Source organism: Streptomyces rectiviolaceus (genome assembly GCF_039533825.1).
Classification (GTDB): domain Bacteria; phylum Actinomycetota; class Actinomycetes; order Streptomycetales; family Streptomycetaceae; genus Streptomyces; species Streptomyces rectiviolaceus.
Genome location: NZ_BAAAUG010000013.1, coordinates 101,782 through 117,614, shown reverse-complemented (window position 1 = coordinate 117,614; position 15,833 = coordinate 101,782). Strand labels below are relative to the sequence as shown.

Here is a 15,833-nt window from a genome sequence, read left to right as displayed (position 1 = left end):
CTGTGCGATGACTTGCTTGGGCCTGGGCCTGGGCCTGGGCCTGGGCTAGGGCTAGGGCGTTTCCTTCGGATCACCTCGCGGACCAGATGAAGATGGCGGCAAGGCGGAGTCCGGTGATGTAGGCATCGCGGTCGAAGGCCGACGGACGGCCGCCGAGCCGGCCGAGCCGCTGGCGGTTCGCGGCCTGGTCGGCTGGCTGTGGGATCACGACCGTCCGAGGGCATGGTCGTGCGGCTCACCTGCCGGGGCCCCTGTTTGCGGGCCCCGGCAGTGTGTTGACGCGCCCGCACGACCATGGAGTCGATCGCGACGACCCAGTCGAGGTCACCTTCGGTGTCGGCCTGGGTGAGCAGGGCGGTGAGGACCCTCTCCCCGGTGGGTGCCGTCGGCCGCCCACTTCCGCAGCCGGTTGCGGACGCCTTTCCATGAGCCGAAGTGCTCGGCAGGTCCATCCATGGTGTTCCTGTGCGGTACTTGAACGCGATTGCGTCGATCACCTGCCGGTAATCCCGCCACCGCCCGCCCCGCCGAGAGGTGTCTGTGGGGATTTACGGCTCAGGCCGTCTCCGGGGGCAGCGCCCCCGGAGGTCTTACGCCCTCAACACAGTCCGGGGCCAGACCAGCCCGGACCAGCATCACGTACGTACTCCGCACGCGGTACAGGTGTAGGTACGTTCCGAGAGAGGCAGCCCGTGCGCACTACGTGCCGCGACGGCATCGCTGAAGGCCGAGGACCCGGTCCTGAAGGGCCGGGTCGTTGACTCCACAAGTAGCGTGCAGTAAGCGGGGGGTCTGCCTGCACCTGGTGGGGTTACTCGGTCACGTATGTGGTGGGCCGACACATCACCTTATGATTGTTGTTCCAGGCGCAGGCCTTGAACTTTGCCTTCTCGCCCTTGGAGAAGAGGGGTATGTGCACGGTTTTGGCGTCGCCGCCGTAGGCGTGCACGGTCTTCTTGAAGTCGTCGCCTTGGGTTACCGTCATCTTGACGGAGTATCCGGACGGGAAGATGTCGTCGTTGAGAATCAGGTTGTCCCTGTCGATCGACTTGTAGTTGTCGTCCCAGTCCACTGCGCCGTAGGAGTTGCCGCCGCCGATGTACCAGCGCCAGCCGTCCTTGGTTCCGCTCAGGAGGGACGGGGCGGATTGCGACTCGCTCTTGTGGCCCTGCCGAGCGTCTGCGAGTGCTGAAGGTGCCGCTGCTGAGAGGGACAGGAGTGCTGCCGCACCGGAAGCGACCAGCACCCGCTTGAACCTGCCTGACTGTGCCATGTGGTGTATTCCCCGTTTCTCGTTGTGTTGATGTCCGCCGGTGCCGGGGTGCGGCGCCGGCGTTGAAATGAGCATGGCGCCGACCGGCCGACGGGGTCTATGTGTTTCGGCCCAGCCCGAAAGGTGCTGCACACGGCCCCTGGTCGATGCAGTGTCGGCGGCGAACGCCCTCGGGACGGAGGGTGTCCTCTGCCGAGTCGCTGATGGATGGGCAGAAGCCGAGATGGGTAGGTCCTGGCGGTCTTCAACTGTGATTTGTCCGCGAGGAGTCGCAAGGCGCCTATCGCCTGAAAGGTGCTCATGACTGTCAACAGCTACGACGAGTGGTCCCCACTGCGCGAGGTTATTGTCGGCTCACCCATCGGATACGACAGCCATGAACTGGACCTGTCCTTCCGGCTGTTCTTCAAGGTCTTCGACGAATTCACCGGCATGTCCCGGAAGCTCATCAAGAAGCAGTACGTCGAGGAACTTCACGAGGATGTCGAAGGGCTGGTGACCGCCCTGGAGGGCCTGTCCGTCACTGTGCACCGGCCACTGACACTGCCCAAACGCGCGGACTTCCGCACGCTCCACTGGCAATCCACGAGCACTCCCGCACTCAACGTTCGCGATCAAGCCATCATCCTCGGGAACGAGATCATCGAAACCCCACCACAGGTCCGTGCCCGGTACTTCGAGAACGATCTTCTCAAGCCGCTATTTGCCCAGTATTTCGCCCATGGCGCGAACTGGTCAGTGATGCCCCGGCCGGTCATGACCGACCATTCCTTCGACCTCTCCCACGCTCGCGCCCATGACCCTGAACACGTTCCCGGATTCGACGAACTGGCCTTGCCCGCCAGCGGTATGGGCTTTGAGATGTTGTTCGACGCCGCACAGTGCTTGCGTTTCGGGCGAGACATCCTCGTCAACATCGCCACCGACCACCACGCGTTGGGCGCCGAGTGGCTGGTACGGCACTTCGGTGAGAGGTTTCGCTTCCACCTCATGCGCCGCCTCGACAACAACCACATCGACACGCAGGTACTGCCACTGCGGCCCGGAACGCTGTTTCTGCGCCATCCGGGCGTCGTCGACTGGCTCCCCGAACCGCTGCGTCGGTGGGACAAGATCTACGCGCCGGAACCCAACCCTGCCGACTTCCCCGACTACGGCCCCGATGACTTGACGCTCACCAGCCTGTATATCGACATGAACGTGCTGTCCATCGACGAGAACACTGTGATCGCCAACTCCCAGGCACCCCAGCTGATCAAGACTCTCGAAACGCACGGCTTCACCGTGGTACCGGTACGCCACCGGCGTCTGTTCGGCGGGGGATTCCACTGCTTCACCCTCGACGCCGTGCGCGCCGACTCTGGACCCGAGGACTACTTCAGTTGAACAGCTTCGGCCCACAGGTCGACGCCTTCGGCGACAGTTCCTCACACGTCCGCCACCTGTCAGCAACCGCTGCTCGACATGTCTGAGGGCGACGCTCAAGGGCCACGTTGGCCTTGGTCAGGCAGTCCCGTGGCTCTCTTGACGAGTCGTTCCTGAGCCCCTGAGCCCCTGAGTCAGCGCAGGAGGAGAAGTACGGCCAGGGCGAGGAGGAGTGAGTCGATTCGGTCGAGCAGGCCCCCTGAGCCGGCCAGCCAGTGGGCGGAGTCCTTCGCCTGTGCTCCTCGCTTGACCATGGATTCGAGGAGGTCCCCCGCCGGGGCGCCGACCGCCACCGCGACCGCCATGGGCGGGTTCAGCGCGGACAGCGCGGCGAGCACACCGAGGGCGGCCGCGGCACCGGAGAGGGTTCCGCTCCACCGCTTGGCCGGGGAGAGCGGTGACAGCCGGGGCCCGCCCAGCCGTTGACCGGCGAAGTACGCGACGATGTCGCCCACCGAGACAGCGATGAACAGGGCGAGTGCGGTCGTGCCGAGCGGTGCCAGGGCGGCGAGCACGCTCAGCCAGACCAGCCCGAGCAGACCGGCCCCGAGCCGGCGCAGACCATGGGTGGAGTCACCGGCCAGCAGCGGGACCGCGGCGATGGCAAGGGCGCCGACCGCCACCGCCCGCGCCTCGTGTCCGGGCGCAAGCCAGGAGGTCAGCACCACGCCGGAGACGGCCGCGGCCAGTACGGCCCTGTCCGGCCGGGACAGACCCATCAGCCCGCCGAATTCCATCGCCGTGACCACCCCGACCACGAGCGCGAGGGCCGTCACTCCCGGGCTGCCCCACCAGAACGCCCCGGCGACCAGGGGCACTCCGACCGCCCAGCAGCACCAACGGACCAGCAGTTCACGGCGCCCGGAGAGTGCCGCGGCGATCCCGCCGACCGCCAGGGCCCCGCCGAGGAAGGGCGCGAGGGAGGCGACGCTGATCACCGGGCGTACCCGGCGGCGACGTCGGCAGGGGACCCGGTGGACTGCCGCGAGAGCGAGCCGGGTCGCAGCGTCTCCAGCGCGGCTCCGTACGCCGCTACGATGCGCGCGTTCTCCGCCGTGTCCCTGACCGCGACGCGCACGGTGCGCCCTTCGTGCTGCGGCGAGAGGGGAGACAGGTCGCGCAGGTAGACGTCGTGCCGGCGGCACTCACGCACCAGGCGGGCAGCGCTCGGTCCGTCGTACGGCAGGGTGATGTTGAGGAAGTTCGCGACGCCTTCCTCGATCACGGCGGTGTCGTCCACCTGGGCGAGGTCGGCGGCCAGTTGACGGCGCAGAGTGTGGGTGCGCAGCCAGCAGGAGCGGTAGTGCGCGGGGTCTCGCAGGGCGGCCACGGCGGCGAGTTGTGCAGGAAGGCTCACCGCCCAGGGCGGCGTCCACCGGCGCAGCAGTGCAGCGGTGGCGGGTTCGGCCACCAGGAAAGCCGCCCGCACGCCGGACAGCGCGTACATCTTGGACAGCGAAGTGCAGACCACGACCCGCGGGTCTACCGCGGCCAGCGGGGCGAGCGACTCGGCCAGGTCCACGTAGCCGAGGTAGGCCTCGTCGATCCACCAGCGGGTCCCGGCCGGGGCGGCCGCGATCAGGGTGCGCAGCTCGGCTGCGGATGCGTGGCGTCCGGTCGGGTTGTTCGGGTTGACCACGACCACCAGGTCGTAACGACCCGCCCCGACAACAGAGGCCAGTCGGGCGAAGTCGATCCGCCAGCCGTCCCTCCGGTGCAACCGGAAACGGTCCACCCGGCAACCGATCACGCGCTCGGTGACATGGGCGTACTCGCCGTACCCGGGATCCAGCAGAAGCACCCTGCTCTCCGGGGTCAGCCACCGGCCGAACGCTCGGAAGATCAGGTCCGACGAGCCGGCCCCGGCCACGAGCGTCTCCACCGGCAGTGCCCGGGCCTTCGCGAGTTCCGACAGCAGGCCCTCGGCGCCGGTGGGAGGCGAGGTTCTGGCGGTCCAGGCCGGGTCTTCCGTGAGCGCCGCACCTGCCCCGGGAGCGGGTGGGAACCAGGCGTCCAGCACGTCGGCAGCGACGACCTCGTGGCGCCGGTGCAAGGTGCGAAAGTCCGTTCCAATAGCGGTGAAGGAAGCGCCGCCGTGTTCACAGCCGTCCGGCCCGGGCGCCCACTCCATGTCCAACTGCCAGTCCACCAGGGAGCCGAACCGCTCCAGGACGGTGCGATACCGGGTGGTGGCGACCTGCGTCAGCCCGGCCACCTCGCCCGTCAGTACCTCGAAGGTCACCGCACCGCTGCGGACGGTGCGTCCGACGGGCCGCAGGCCGACCGCCAGGTACATGTCGAGCAGTTCGGTGCGGCCCATCGCCACCACCGTGCGGCCTCCCCTGGAGGAGATCCAGCGCAGGGCCGCGTACATCAGGAGGGGTGCCACCGCGGTGCTGCGCCAGCGCGGCTCCACGGTGAGGATGCGAACCTCGAAGAGTCCGCCCTCGGACAACAGCGGCAGTTCGTCGCGGGTCAGGTACTTGTCCAGGCCGTACTGGCCCAGCCACGGCGGGGTCAGGCTGACGAAGCCGATGCGGACCGGCCCCCGGGCCGCGACGAGGTAGACGTTGTCGCCGTCCAGTGCGTCGTACAACCGTCGGTCCGGTCGCGGCGTGTGCTGACCGAGCTCCTGGGCGTACACGCGGTGCCTCAACTCGTGGATCCAGACCAGGTCCTCGGGAGTGGCAGCTCGTATGTGCAGGTCGCGACTCATGCATGTCTCTTTCGGCAAAGGGGGAGTCCCCTTGGGGGTACGGAGGCCGAGTGGCCCGGGCGCTGTGTCCCTGGGGAGCAGCTGTGTCGAAAGGCCGGAACGCACCTCGTCGGAGGTGGGCATTCGCCGTTTTCTCACCGGAGGTTCGGGCCATAGGTGCATCTTTGGGGGTGCCCTGCGGCCGTACATGAGTACGCGTACTTGAGTACGTGAGTAGTTGTCGTGGTTGGGCTACGACGCAGGCGCGCGGAATGTCTTTACATACCCGACCTCAACTCGCTCGAGTCGCTCTTCGGGAAGCCCCGCGCGCTTGACCCGCATCCACGGAAGGAACTGCGGAGCGTGAGGGGTGAGGCCCTGGTCGTGGCCGCGGTGCTCGTCGCGGCCACGCGGTGAGGGTCCGCCGTGCCCTTGCCATGGTTGGTGATCACGTAGCGGAACACGTACGCGTTCTCACCCCACACGTCGTGGTTCTCGAAGGCGGCCAGCGACATACTCCCGACACTCCCGACCATGACGCCACGGCTGTCGCCCGGAGGCCGGCACCGTAGCCGGGCACAGCGAATGGCTGAACATCATGGCGCCGCCGCGCGCCCGTTCCCCACGCAGGTGTACGGGCGTTGATAGTGCTGAAATGCGACTTAGACAAGATGCCGATTCATCGACAGCGCCTGGCCTCACGTCGCCAAGCCGCAGAACGGTGCTCGGTCTCAGCGGTATGGTGCTGGCGACTGCAGCGCTCAGCGTCCCAAAGGCCCTTGCCGCTGGCAGGGACAGCGCCCCGGACGTTCTGGGCGATCGCTTCAACCTGGCCGACTCCGGCGCCCGCCTGATCCACGAGAAGGCGCTGCATCACACGACGGTGATGCAGTCCTTCGCCTTCGACGAGCTCCACGGGCACGTCTACGCGCTCCAGCTGATGCCGAGCGGGGTCCAGCTCCCGGGCGAATCGCGCACCTACAGCCATGCTGAGCGGCACGATGCCGGTGACCTGTGCCTGAACCGGCTGTCGATGCGCGGCGAGTTGCTGGACCGGATGTACCTCAAGGGCTTCGGCCACGGCACCGCGATCAGCGTGGACAGCTCCCTCAGCAGCTGGGGCGGAGCCGTCAGGCTGTGGGTCGAGTGCGACGCCAACCCGGCCTCCGGGTACGGGCGCGCGATCGGCCGCTTCCCGTACGCCGAGAACACCGTGCTGCACAGCGCTGACCGCCGTGTGACCGTCTACCGCCCGCACCCCGGCTCGAGCGCCAACTGCGCCGCCCTCGACCTGAACAACCGCCGTCTGCTGCTGCGCTACGCGCTCCCCGACCGCCGCCGCTACGCGCTCTACAACCTGGATACCTTCACTGCCGGGTTCTTCAGTCCGCTGATCGACTTCGCTCAGCCGGGCCTGGACCTCGGCCTGCCCTTTCAGGGCATGACACTGGACGGCGACTACGCGTACCAGTTGATGGGCTTCGGCCGCGCCGCCAACAGCTCCTCAGAGCCGGACAACACGGTGCTGCTGCACTGCATCGACCTGCGCACGGGGGCGGTAGTGCAGCAGCACAAGTCCCAGGCCGGCCGCCAGCTCACGTACCGCGAGCCCGAAGGCCTTGCCGTGCTGCACGGGCCCCAGGCGCGGGAACCGCAGCTGTGCATGGGCTTCGCCTCGGGCCCCGCCGGCGGACGAAAGTTCTCCCTCTACGGCCTGCCCACCCTGTAGCCATGTACTGAGACGCCATTTCATTTGGCGAGTCTGCGGTGGAGGCGGCGGCAGCCCGACAGCCAGGACACCGTCCGTTCCACGACCCAGCGGTGTCGCCCCAGGCGCTGGGAGGACTCGGTACCCTCGCGGGCGATGCGGTGGCAGATTTGATGTAAGGAGAGCCAGCGTCGCAGGTGAGGGTAGTAGTAGCCGTGCGTGGGGTCAGCTGCGGACGCCGAAGTCGACGCGGTCGGTGAGGCCGGCGGCGGCGAAGGCGGCGACGAGTTCGTCGCGGCCCTCGGTGAAGTGGGCCCAGCTGTCGTAGTGGACGGGGACCACGCGGCCGGCGTCGAGGATCTTCGCGGCCTGGGCGGCCTGGGCGCTGTCCAAGACGATCACCTCGTTGTCGAAGACTTCGGTGAAGCGGGGCGCTCCGGCAAAGAGGAGGGCCGTGTCTACCGGGGCGAAGCGCTCGGCGATGTCTCTGACCGCGTCGAGGGAGGCGTTGTCGCCGCTGACGTAGACGGTGGGCAGGCCCTCGCCGGTCAGGACGAAGCCGACGACCTGGCCGGTGATCGGCTCGACCTCCTCGCGCGGACCGGGGCCGTGGATGGCGGGCACGCCGGTCACGGTGACCGTGCCGGGCCCGCCGTCCCGGCGCTCGAGCTCGATGGACTGCCAGTCGGCGAGGCCGGTGGCCGCCTGGCCGAGACGCTCCCCGCCGCCGGGGGTGGTGAGCGTCAGCGGGACATCGGCGAGCAGGGCCCGGCCGGAGGTGTCGAGGTTGTCGGCGTGCTCGTCGTGCGAGAGCAGGACCACATCGACGCGGCCGAGATCGGTCGGGCTGCCGTCAGCAGCCGCCGTCTTGGTCAGCACGACGGCCGGTGCTTGGTGGTCGCCGGGGCCGTCGAAGGTCGGGTCGGTGAGAAAGCGCAGGCCGCCGTAGTCGAAGAGGGCGGTCGGGCCGCCGAAGACGCGGACGGGGAAGGGGACGGTGACGGTCTGCGGGGTCGGGGAAGACACGAGAAGGATTCCTCACGGATAGAATGGGCGTTAACCGTGAGGGACTGTACGCATGCCTCACGGATGAATGCAACCCGTACCATGAGAAGCATGGAAGAGTTCGTCATGGAAGAAGCCGTCCTGCAGTCGGCGCCGGGCGAGGCGGAGCATCCCTCCCTGGGCCTGGCCAACAGCGCCGTCGCGCTGCCCGGCGGGCACACGGCCGACCTCCTGGGCACCCCGGCGCGGGCCGAGCAGTGGCTGGCGCAGCGCGACCTCGCCCCGGCCGACGCCGGCCTGGCGGAAGTGTGCGCGACGCAGCTGCGTTCGTTGCGCGAACAGATCAGGTCGCTGCTGGCCTCCCGAGTCGCCGGGCAGCCTGCCCTGCCTGCCGCCGTCACGGCGATCAACGACGCGATGACCCGCGTCCCCACCGCATCACTGCTGCTGTGGGACGAGAAGACCGGCCCCTACCGCGCCACGCCCCACCCCACCACCGCGATCGTCGAGCACGCCCTCGCAGCCATCGCCGCCGACGCCGCCGACCTGCTCACCTCCCCGGACGCCACTCGCCTGATCGCCTGCGCCTCCCCGCCCTGCAACCGCTTCCTGCTCAAGCACGGCCGCCGCCAGTGGTGCTCCACCCGCTGCGGCGACCGCGCCCGCGCCGCCCGCGCCTACGCCCGCCGCACCACGATGGACTGACGACGCCGCATCGCCGGCCAAGCAGATCACCGCGCACCAACCGGCTCCGAACGCTGACGCCGGGCACGGCACTGCGCTGTCGACGCGAGGAGGCGCTCCGCCATCGACTCGCTTCCCCTCGGGGATACGAGTTCCCACGCCTGCCCGTCCTCAGGGCTACCGACCAGCTCCAGCTCCTGACCGAGCAGCGTACGCAGCATCCGTATGCTCCCTGTGCCCCCTGCCATGAGATTTTTCCGGCCGCGCGGCCGTAGTGACGCCAGGCGGATGACGGGAACCCCTGTGGCTCAGGCCAAAGCGCTTTACGAGGCCGGGCGTTACGCCGAGGTGGAGGCCGAGGCTCGCGCCGTGGCCCGGCCGCGGCCACGCGACGACGAGTACGCGGCGGCGGCGCTGACATCGCCGCGATCGCGACTGGCGCTCAGGGCCGCCACACGGAGGCGCTCGCCACGTACGACGAAGCGCTGCCGACCTTCAGCAGGATATTCGGAGCTGATCACTGGCTCACCCTGAAGCTGCGCTCGGACCGCGCCCAGCAGATGACCTCCCTCGGTAGGTACGCTCGCCCGCGAGGCCTCGGCCCGCCCATAACGCACCCGACCGGGCGTCCCTGGTCCTGCGGCTCGGGCTGGCACGCAGCCTGAACGGCCAAGCCCGCCACGAAGAGGCCCTGGCCAAGGCGCAGGACGCCGCCGAGCTCTACCACGGTCTGTCCGAGGGGCAGCGCCATCCAGATACAGGCGCTGTCGAACTGGCCTTTGCCACCGCCCTGTTGGGGCTGCGCCGTGATCCCGAAGCCCGCCTCCAGGCCGCAGCTGCTCACAGCGCCTGTCTGGCCTCCTTCGGCCCAGACCACTACCGCACCGTCGAAGCCCAACACTGCTCGACCGCATCGACGGTGCTTGACCGTGAGCGACAACCGATCCTCGTGGCGCAGCTCTTGGCCCGGATTGTCCAGGTCCTGGAGATCGAGAACCACCAGTTCAAGGAGGCCAACACGAATCTGCGCGGGCAGTTGGCCGCCCAGGGAGCAGTCCGCGACCTGACCCGGCGACGTCGAACGTGACTCCGCGCGAAATATGCCCCCGCCCGCACCCGGTATCCCCCGGACGGGGGCATAGCACGGCCGGACCGTACCGCGGCCCGCGCCAACTTACGGTTACGGCGTTGCGGTGGCCAGTGCCGCGCGGATGGCGTCCTCGCCGACCGGCTGGCCCTTCTCGTTCGAGTACGGCCCGTACGGGGTCCCCCACACGGGCGTGCCCGTCGCCTGCCGCCAGCTGTCGGCCAGCGGTCCCGCGTCTACCACGCCGTACCCGATGGATTCGACGAATTCGGTCACCGCAGCCTTCGCCGGTGCGGAGTCCCCGGCGATCGGCAGGTAGGAGCGGTCGGCTGCCCCTGCCGGGCGGGCGAGTGACAGCAGGTGCTTGAAGAAGATGTTGTTGAACGCCTTCACGAGTATGGCGTCCGGGACGTGCCGCAGAAGCAGCTCGCTTGAGGTGAGGGACTTGCTGTCGAGCACGGGGATGTGCCCGTCACGCTCGGGGCCGTAGTTGCAGGTGTCGATGACCGTCTTCCCGGCCAATGGCGTGGCGGGCACGTGGGGGAAGGCGCTGACCGGCACCGTGACCACGACAATGTCACCGGCCGCTGCGGCCTCTTCGCTCGTCGCCGTGGACGCCCGCGGCCCCAGTTCCTCGGCCGTGTCCACCAGCGTTTCGGGACCGCGCGAGTTGCTGAGCACGACCTGGTGCCCGGCCCCGACAGCGAGTCGCGCGAGGGTCCTGCCGATGCTTCCGCTTCCGATGAATCCCACAGTCGTCATAATCTCAACGTCCTTCAGAAGAGCCGAACTTGCCGGTTGCCGGACTCGTTACGCTCCGGGTTCCCGCCGTCAGCCGGCGGGGAAGTAATGGCCGTTGTCCAGATCGGCGAGCAGGCCGGGCCGCGCGGGTTCCCAGCCGAGGGTCCGGCGGGTGATGAGGTTGGATGCCGGGTAGCTCTGCGTGACGATATTCGTGAGGAACCCGAAGTACCCCGGCGTCATCAGGGCATCGTTGGGAACGCTCACGGCGGGCAGGCCCAGGCGGCTGGCGATGGCCTCGGCGATGTCGCGGAACGTGATGCCCTCGTCCTCGACCGCGTGCCAGTATTTGCCGGCCGGCCCTTTCTCCAGCGCCAGGCGGAACAAGGTGGCGGCATCGCGGATGTGCACGGCGTTCCACAGGTTCGCGCCGTCGCCGTGGTAGCCGACGAACCCCTTTTCCTTCGCGAGCGCGATCAGCGTGGGGAGGAAGCCGGCACGATCGGTCGTGCTGTGCGCGATGTTGGCGATCCGCACGACCGAAGACCGCACCCCCTGCTCGGCGAGGTCGACAACGGCCCTTTCCACGACGTTGCGGACCCGCAGGGTGCCCTTGTGCTCCTCGCCGGTGGGGAGGGCCGGGTCCTCCTCGGTGGCCGGCCGCTCCAGGTTCCCGGGCGAGCCCATGCTTCCCGCCGTGACCAGCGGCTTTCCGGTTCCCGCGAGTGCCTCGCCGTACGCGAGCATGATGGGGAGCTCCGCAGCGGACACGGCGTCCATCCCGCCGGAGGGCAGCAGATCCTGCCTGTGGGCGACGTGGATGACGCCATCGGAGCGCGAGGCTGCCTCCTTGAGCCCGTCGAGATCCTCAAGGTCGCCGCGACGCACCTGCGCGCCGAGCGCGGACAGGGCCGCCGCGGAAGCGTCCGACCGGGCCAGGCCGGTGACCTCGTGCCCGGCGGCGATGAGTTCGGGAATGATGTACGAACCGGAATGGCCGGTCCCTCCAGCGACGAATATGCGCATTCAACTGTCCTTGTGAGCGTAGGTGCAGGGTCTTTTTCGTGCCGTTAGTGAATTGGCGTAATGCGGTATGAGAGGTAGTGGTAGGGGTGCGCTCAGCCGAGAAGGGTGATGCCGAGGGAGAAATTGGTGTGCTTGACGGAGTGGTTCATGAGGCCCAGCTCCAGCAGGCCGACGTTCTCCAGTGTCCGCGCCATGAACAGTTCCCCGATGTCCCAGGGGCGCAGCCCCAGACTCTCGACGAACGCCGACACGCGTGCCTTCGCCTGCGCGTTGTCGCCGGCGATGAAAACGTCCAGAGGGTGGCCCTCGGCTGGGCCCGCCGCCAGAACGTGGGAGAACACAGTGTTGAACGCCTTGACGACATGCGCGTCGTCGGGAGCCGCCTTGGCGATCTCCTGTGCGCCGGAACTGCCGTCAGGGACGACGAAGCCCTGCAGGTCGGGGGCTATGGGGTTGGTGATGTCAACGATGACCTTGCCGCGCAGTGCGTCCCCGTACTCCCTCACCACCGCCGCCGCGCCTGCGTACGGCGCGGCGAGGATAACGATGTCCCCGGTCGGGGCGGCCCCGGCCGTCCCGACCGTGGCGCCGCCGAGCGTGGCGGCCAATTCCTTGGCCTTGGCCGGGTCGCGGCCGATGATCTCGACGGCGTTGGCGCCGGCGAGTGCTCGGCCGGCCAAAGCGCGGGCCATGTTTCCCAGTCCGATAATGCTGATGCTGCTCATCGGTGTTCCTGCTTTCCGTGTTTTGGCCCTGCTGCCAAATTCCAGTATCAAATTCCGGTATCAAATTCTTGTGCCGAATTCACTCGACGCCCTTAAGTGCCTGGTTTTCATGCTGCCATTGGGGCTGAGTGGCGTCCAAGACCTATTGAAGCCGTGGTGATACCCTGGAGGTATCACCGGCCTGGGGGGCTCTATGCAGCTGGATCTTGATCTGCGCAAACTGCGTTACTTCGTCACCGTGGCCGACCGGCTGCATTTCGGCCGCGCCGCCGATGAGCTTCACATCGCACAGCCGGTGCTCAGCCGGCAGATCCGCGCGCTCGAGCAGGATCTCGGCGCCACGCTGTTCACCAGGGATCGCCACGGCGTAGAGCTGACAGATGCGGGTCGGCAACTGCTGGCCGACGCCGGTCCGCTGCTCGCCTCAACCCACGCGATCCGCCGCCGGGTGGCCGCGGCGGCCAGCGGCCAGCGGCGGCTGATGGTCGGTTTCCGGGCCGGCATCCCGGTCATCCCGGCGGCGCGGGCGTTCGAGGACCGGCACCCGGACGTGGTCGTGGACGTGCAGCGGATCGAAGGGGACGACCAGGCTGCGATGCTGCTCGACGGCCGCATCGACATCGGCTATGTGCGGCTGCCCATCGACGAGGCCGGCCTGCGCGTCATCCCGCTGTACACCGAGCCGCGGGTAGCGGTACTGCCCGCCGGACACCGGTTTGCCGGCAAGGAGGAGGTCACCGAGGCCGACCTGGCCGGCGAACCGCTGGTCTGGCACGGTGACCCGAGCACGCAGCCCACCAGGCGCCCACTCCCCAATGCCGGGTACGCGGTGCGCGGGGTGGACGAGACGCTCGAGCATGTCGCGGCCGGACGGGGCATCTCCTTCCTGGCCCGTTCGGCGTCCGTGTTCTATTCGCATCCAGACGTCGTCTATGTGCCCATCCCGGATCTGACGCCCGAACAGGTGTGCCTCGCGGTGGCGGCATCGCACACCTCGCCGGTAGTGGATGACTTCGTCACTGCAGCTCAGTCGACGGCCGAGATCACGGCAGAATGTGGGAACTATGAGATGTGGCAGCTTGGAGGCGATGCCGTCACAAGGCACGCTTGAGCAGTTCGACTGACCCCGAGGGCTGCGGCCACAGCCTGAACGGTCGTTGACCTATCGAGAAGGACCTCATGTCAGCCGTTGTTGTTGTCGGTGCGGGAATCGTCGGCTCTTCAGTGGCCTACCACCTGGCTCGTCGGGGCATCCCGGTCACCCTGCTCGAGCAGGGGCCTGCACCGGCCACCGGGGTCACGGGAGACTCGTTCGCCTGGGTCCGCGGCTCGGGAGGTCACTGGCCCGGCGGAGCTCAAGACCTCCGCGAGTACGCCCTGGCGGATTACCGACGCCTGGAGAACGAACTACCCCATGTCACCGTCCGCCGGACCGGCTCGCTGTCCTGGGCCGATACACCGGCGCAGGACTCACGGCCGGGGCCAGGCCAGTTCCGTATCGGACGAAGTGACATCGCAGCCCTGGAGCCCAACCTCCGACACCCGCCCGACCAGGCCATCCACACCCCGAGCGACGCAGGCGTCGACCCAACGGCCCTGGCATACGCACTGGTAGCAGCCGCCAGCGCCCATGGAGCTACCGTGCTGCACAACACCGCGGTCACCTCCTTGCAGGTAACCAGCGGACGCGTCGGGGGAGTGCTGACCTCGACCGGTCTCCACGCCGCCGCAACCGTAGTGCTCACTGCCGGAACAGGCGTCCCCAAGCTCTGCGAGCCGCTCTCGGCGGACCTGGCCATTGCTGCCTCCCCGGCCACCCTCGCGCGGGTCACAGCACCGCCTGGCCTGGTCAAGACCATCGTGGCCAGACCTGATTTCGAGGTCCGAGAGGTACGGGACGGCGACCTCTTGCTGGTAGTGCCGCATGTTGAAGGCACAGCAGCGTTGGCGCAGGCCGCTCAAGACGCGCTCCAGCACCTGAAGACGGCCTTCCAAGGAAGCGACCAGTGCCGCCTGTTGGGTTACCGCACCGGCCAACGCCCCATGCCCGCGCACGGACCCGTCATCGGCTACGCAACAAACGATCGATCCGTCTATGTCGCCGTCATGCACTCCGCCATCACCCTGGCACCCACCGTCGGACGGCTCATCGCCGACGAACTCGTGACCGGCAGGCCAGCCCCCGAGCTACAGCGTTGCCGCCCGCGCGCTCGCTGACATCACTTCTCGACGGCATTGATCAAGAAGGTCCGGGCTTGGCGACTCCCGAAGTCATCGCGAACGGCATCCGCAGACGCTGACACAGCCAACGGGCGCCGTGCGGGGAGCTGTTCTGTATGGTCGTGGACTTTTCGAGCAGCTTCCCGGAGTCTGTTCCCGTGGACTCGCCGCTGACCACCTATTTGCTGCCTGCCGTCCTCGCCGTGATCATGTTCGGTCTCGGACTGGGCCTGTGTGTGGCCGACTTCCGCAGGATCGCGGCGTATCCGCGGCCTGTGGCCGTCGCGCTCGTCTGCCAGCTGGTGCTGCTGCCCGCCGCCTGTCTGGGCCTGGTGCTGGCCTTCGACCTGAGTCCCGCGCTGGCCGTCGGCATGATGCTGCTCGCGGCCTCTCCCGGCGGCACGATGGCCAATATCTTCAGCCATCTCTTCGGCGGCGATGTCGCCCTCAACGTCACGCTGACCGCGATCAATTCGGTCATCGCGGTCGTCACGCTGCCGATCGTCGTGAATCTCTCCCTCGACCACTTCATGACCGGCACGGACGAGGCGCTGGGGCTGCGCTTCGACAAGACACTGCAGGTCTTCCTCATCGTGCTGGTGCCGGTCGCGGCGGGGATGCTGGTCCGACACCGCCGTCCCGGCTTCGCGGAGCGCTCCACGCGGATCGTCAAGGTGACGGCGATTGCCGCGCTCGTCGGCATCATCATCGCCGCGCTAGCCGCCGAGCGGGAGAACGTGCTCGGCTATCTCGCCGACGTCGGCCTCGTCGTCTTCCTCTTCGGCGCGATCTCCCTCACCCTCGGCTACGGCGCGACCCGGCTGGCCCGCGGCGACCACCGGCAGTCCGTCGCCACCTGCTTCGAGATCGGCATGCACAACACCACGCTGTCGATGGCGATCGCCCTCAGCCCCTCGCTGCTGGACAGCACCCGGATGGCCATCCCCTCGGCGGTGTACGCGGTGGCGATGTTCGTCATGGCCCTGACCGCCGGCTTCCTGCTGCGCCGCATCGCCCCGGCCGAGACTGCCGCCGGCAGCGCGGGAGCACCTCCGGCGTCCGCAGCCGAGAGTGGGACGCCGAGCAAGCGGGTGGGTCCGCGGCGGTTTCCGTGGCCGGCACGGAGGCGGCCCGCAGTCGGCCGGGACAGGCTGTGACCCCAGCGATGGGGCCCGGTGCGACAGCGTGATTCACGGCCACAGGGGTGACCAAGGGGGGTGACGAACCCGAGGAGTGGGCCGCGA

General features: G+C 68.3%; 15 protein-coding genes and 2 pseudogenes. 7 read left to right on the top strand and 10 right to left on the bottom strand.

The window, feature by feature from the left end; translation table 11 throughout:
- Positions 1-70: 70 nt before the first annotated feature.
- From ABD378_RS03315 to ABD378_RS03310, 3 genes and pseudogenes are all read right to left on the bottom strand, one after another.
- Positions 71-208, bottom strand: a complete 138-nt coding sequence (locus ABD378_RS03315; protein WP_344518783.1) for a hypothetical protein — start codon at positions 206-208, stop codon at positions 71-73.
- Positions 209-555: 347 nt separating this feature from the next.
- Positions 556-707 (bottom strand): annotated as a pseudogene (locus ABD378_RS44120) (RNA-guided endonuclease TnpB family protein); the annotation flags it as partial.
- A gap of 104 nt (positions 708-811) precedes the next feature.
- Positions 812-1,348: a hypothetical protein gene (locus ABD378_RS03310; protein ID WP_344518782.1), complete on the bottom strand. Its 537-nt coding sequence runs from the start codon at positions 1,346-1,348 to the stop codon at positions 812-814.
- Between the two features lie 225 nt (positions 1,349-1,573).
- On the opposite strand from ABD378_RS03310, the gene ABD378_RS03305 reads away from it, so the two are divergent.
- On the top strand, positions 1,574-2,659 hold the full coding sequence (locus ABD378_RS03305) for a glycine amidinotransferase (protein WP_344518781.1): 1,086 nt from the start codon (positions 1,574-1,576) through the stop codon (positions 2,657-2,659).
- Positions 2,660-2,832: 173 nt separating this feature from the next.
- Here the strand turns inward: ABD378_RS03305 and ABD378_RS03300 are convergent, their stop codons facing one another.
- On the bottom strand, positions 2,833-3,636 hold the full coding sequence (locus ABD378_RS03300; RefSeq protein ID WP_344518780.1) for a phosphatidate cytidylyltransferase: 804 nt from the start codon (positions 3,634-3,636) through the stop codon (positions 2,833-2,835).
- Complete coding sequence (locus ABD378_RS03295) at positions 3,633-5,414, bottom strand: aminotransferase class I/II-fold pyridoxal phosphate-dependent enzyme (protein ID WP_344518779.1); 1,782 nt, start codon at positions 5,412-5,414, stop codon at positions 3,633-3,635. The genes ABD378_RS03300 and ABD378_RS03295 overlap by 4 nt, the downstream gene beginning before the upstream one ends.
- Positions 5,415-6,132: 718 nt before the next feature.
- On the opposite strand from ABD378_RS03295, the gene ABD378_RS03290 reads away from it, so the two are divergent.
- Positions 6,133-7,122: a phage baseplate protein gene (locus ABD378_RS03290; RefSeq protein ID WP_344518778.1), complete on the top strand. Its 990-nt coding sequence runs from the start codon at positions 6,133-6,135 to the stop codon at positions 7,120-7,122.
- A 41-nt stretch (positions 7,123-7,163) separates the two neighbouring features.
- On the opposite strand, the pseudogene ABD378_RS03285 reads toward ABD378_RS03290, so the two are convergent.
- Positions 7,164-7,271 (bottom strand): annotated as a pseudogene (locus ABD378_RS03285) (IS5/IS1182 family transposase); the annotation flags it as partial.
- Positions 7,272-7,326: 55 nt separating this feature from the next.
- Positions 7,327-8,127, bottom strand: coding sequence for an MBL fold metallo-hydrolase (locus ABD378_RS03280; protein WP_344518777.1), 801 nt, complete (start codon positions 8,125-8,127; stop codon positions 7,327-7,329).
- A gap of 90 nt (positions 8,128-8,217) precedes the next feature.
- Here ABD378_RS03280 and ABD378_RS03275 point away from each other — a divergent pair, with 90 nt between their 5' ends.
- Together ABD378_RS03275 and ABD378_RS03270 are read left to right on the top strand one after the other, a co-directional pair.
- Complete coding sequence (locus ABD378_RS03275; protein ID WP_386542768.1) at positions 8,218-8,811, top strand: CGNR zinc finger domain-containing protein; 594 nt, start codon at positions 8,218-8,220, stop codon at positions 8,809-8,811.
- A gap of 928 nt (positions 8,812-9,739) precedes the next feature.
- A complete protein-coding gene (locus ABD378_RS03270) occupies positions 9,740-9,877 on the top strand; it encodes a hypothetical protein (protein ID WP_344518774.1) in 138 nt (45 codons plus the stop codon).
- A gap of 93 nt (positions 9,878-9,970) precedes the next feature.
- Here ABD378_RS03270 and ABD378_RS03265 read toward each other — a convergent pair whose 3' ends face one another.
- The 3 genes from ABD378_RS03265 to ABD378_RS03255 form a co-directional block, all read right to left on the bottom strand.
- Complete coding sequence (locus ABD378_RS03265) at positions 9,971-10,630, bottom strand: NADPH-dependent F420 reductase (RefSeq protein WP_344518800.1); 660 nt, start codon at positions 10,628-10,630, stop codon at positions 9,971-9,973.
- Between the two features lie 78 nt (positions 10,631-10,708).
- Positions 10,709-11,644: an SDR family oxidoreductase gene (locus tag ABD378_RS03260; RefSeq protein WP_344518773.1), complete on the bottom strand. Its 936-nt coding sequence runs from the start codon at positions 11,642-11,644 to the stop codon at positions 10,709-10,711.
- Positions 11,645-11,736: 92 nt separating this feature from the next.
- Positions 11,737-12,369, bottom strand: a complete 633-nt coding sequence (locus ABD378_RS03255; RefSeq protein ID WP_344518772.1) for an NADPH-dependent F420 reductase — start codon at positions 12,367-12,369, stop codon at positions 11,737-11,739.
- Between the two features lie 199 nt (positions 12,370-12,568).
- Between ABD378_RS03255 and ABD378_RS03250 the strand changes: the two genes are divergently transcribed.
- The 3 genes from ABD378_RS03250 (at position 12,569) to ABD378_RS03240 (ending at position 15,746) form a co-directional block, all read left to right on the top strand.
- Positions 12,569-13,480 carry a LysR family transcriptional regulator gene (locus ABD378_RS03250; protein ID WP_344518799.1) on the top strand — a complete coding sequence of 304 codons (912 nt, stop codon included), beginning with the start codon at positions 12,569-12,571 and terminating at the stop codon, positions 13,478-13,480.
- A 68-nt stretch (positions 13,481-13,548) separates the two neighbouring features.
- Positions 13,549-14,586 carry an NAD(P)/FAD-dependent oxidoreductase gene (locus ABD378_RS03245; protein ID WP_344518770.1) on the top strand — a complete coding sequence of 346 codons (1,038 nt, stop codon included), beginning with the start codon at positions 13,549-13,551 and terminating at the stop codon, positions 14,584-14,586.
- A 161-nt stretch (positions 14,587-14,747) separates the two neighbouring features.
- Positions 14,748-15,746, top strand: a complete 999-nt coding sequence (locus ABD378_RS03240) for a bile acid:sodium symporter family protein (protein WP_386542767.1) — start codon at positions 14,748-14,750, stop codon at positions 15,744-15,746.
- The last annotated feature ends 87 nt before the right edge of the window (positions 15,747-15,833 follow it).

What these genes read in the sequence shown, in the direction of transcription:
- ABD378_RS03305 (WP_344518781.1), top strand. Translation starts at nt 1,574, where the DNA reads ATGACTGTCAACAGCTACGACGAGTGGTCCCCACTGCGCGAGGTTATT.
- ABD378_RS03290 (WP_344518778.1), top strand. Translation starts at nt 6,133, where the DNA reads ATGGTGCTGGCGACTGCAGCGCTCAGCGTCCCAAAGGCCCTTGCCGCT.
- ABD378_RS03275 (WP_386542768.1), top strand. Translation starts at nt 8,218, where the DNA reads ATGGAAGAGTTCGTCATGGAAGAAGCCGTCCTGCAGTCGGCGCCGGGC.
- ABD378_RS03260 (WP_344518773.1), bottom strand. Translation starts at nt 11,644, where the DNA reads ATGCGCATATTCGTCGCTGGAGGGACCGGCCATTCCGGTTCGTACATC.
- ABD378_RS03295 (WP_344518779.1), bottom strand. Translation starts at nt 5,414, where the DNA reads ATGAGTCGCGACCTGCACATACGAGCTGCCACTCCCGAGGACCTGGTC.
- ABD378_RS03255 (WP_344518772.1), bottom strand. Translation starts at nt 12,369, where the DNA reads ATGAGCAGCATCAGCATTATCGGACTGGGAAACATGGCCCGCGCTTTG.
- ABD378_RS03310 (WP_344518782.1), bottom strand. Translation starts at nt 1,348, where the DNA reads ATGCTCATTTCAACGCCGGCGCCGCACCCCGGCACCGGCGGACATCAA.
- ABD378_RS03245 (WP_344518770.1), top strand. Translation starts at nt 13,549, where the DNA reads ATGTCAGCCGTTGTTGTTGTCGGTGCGGGAATCGTCGGCTCTTCAGTG.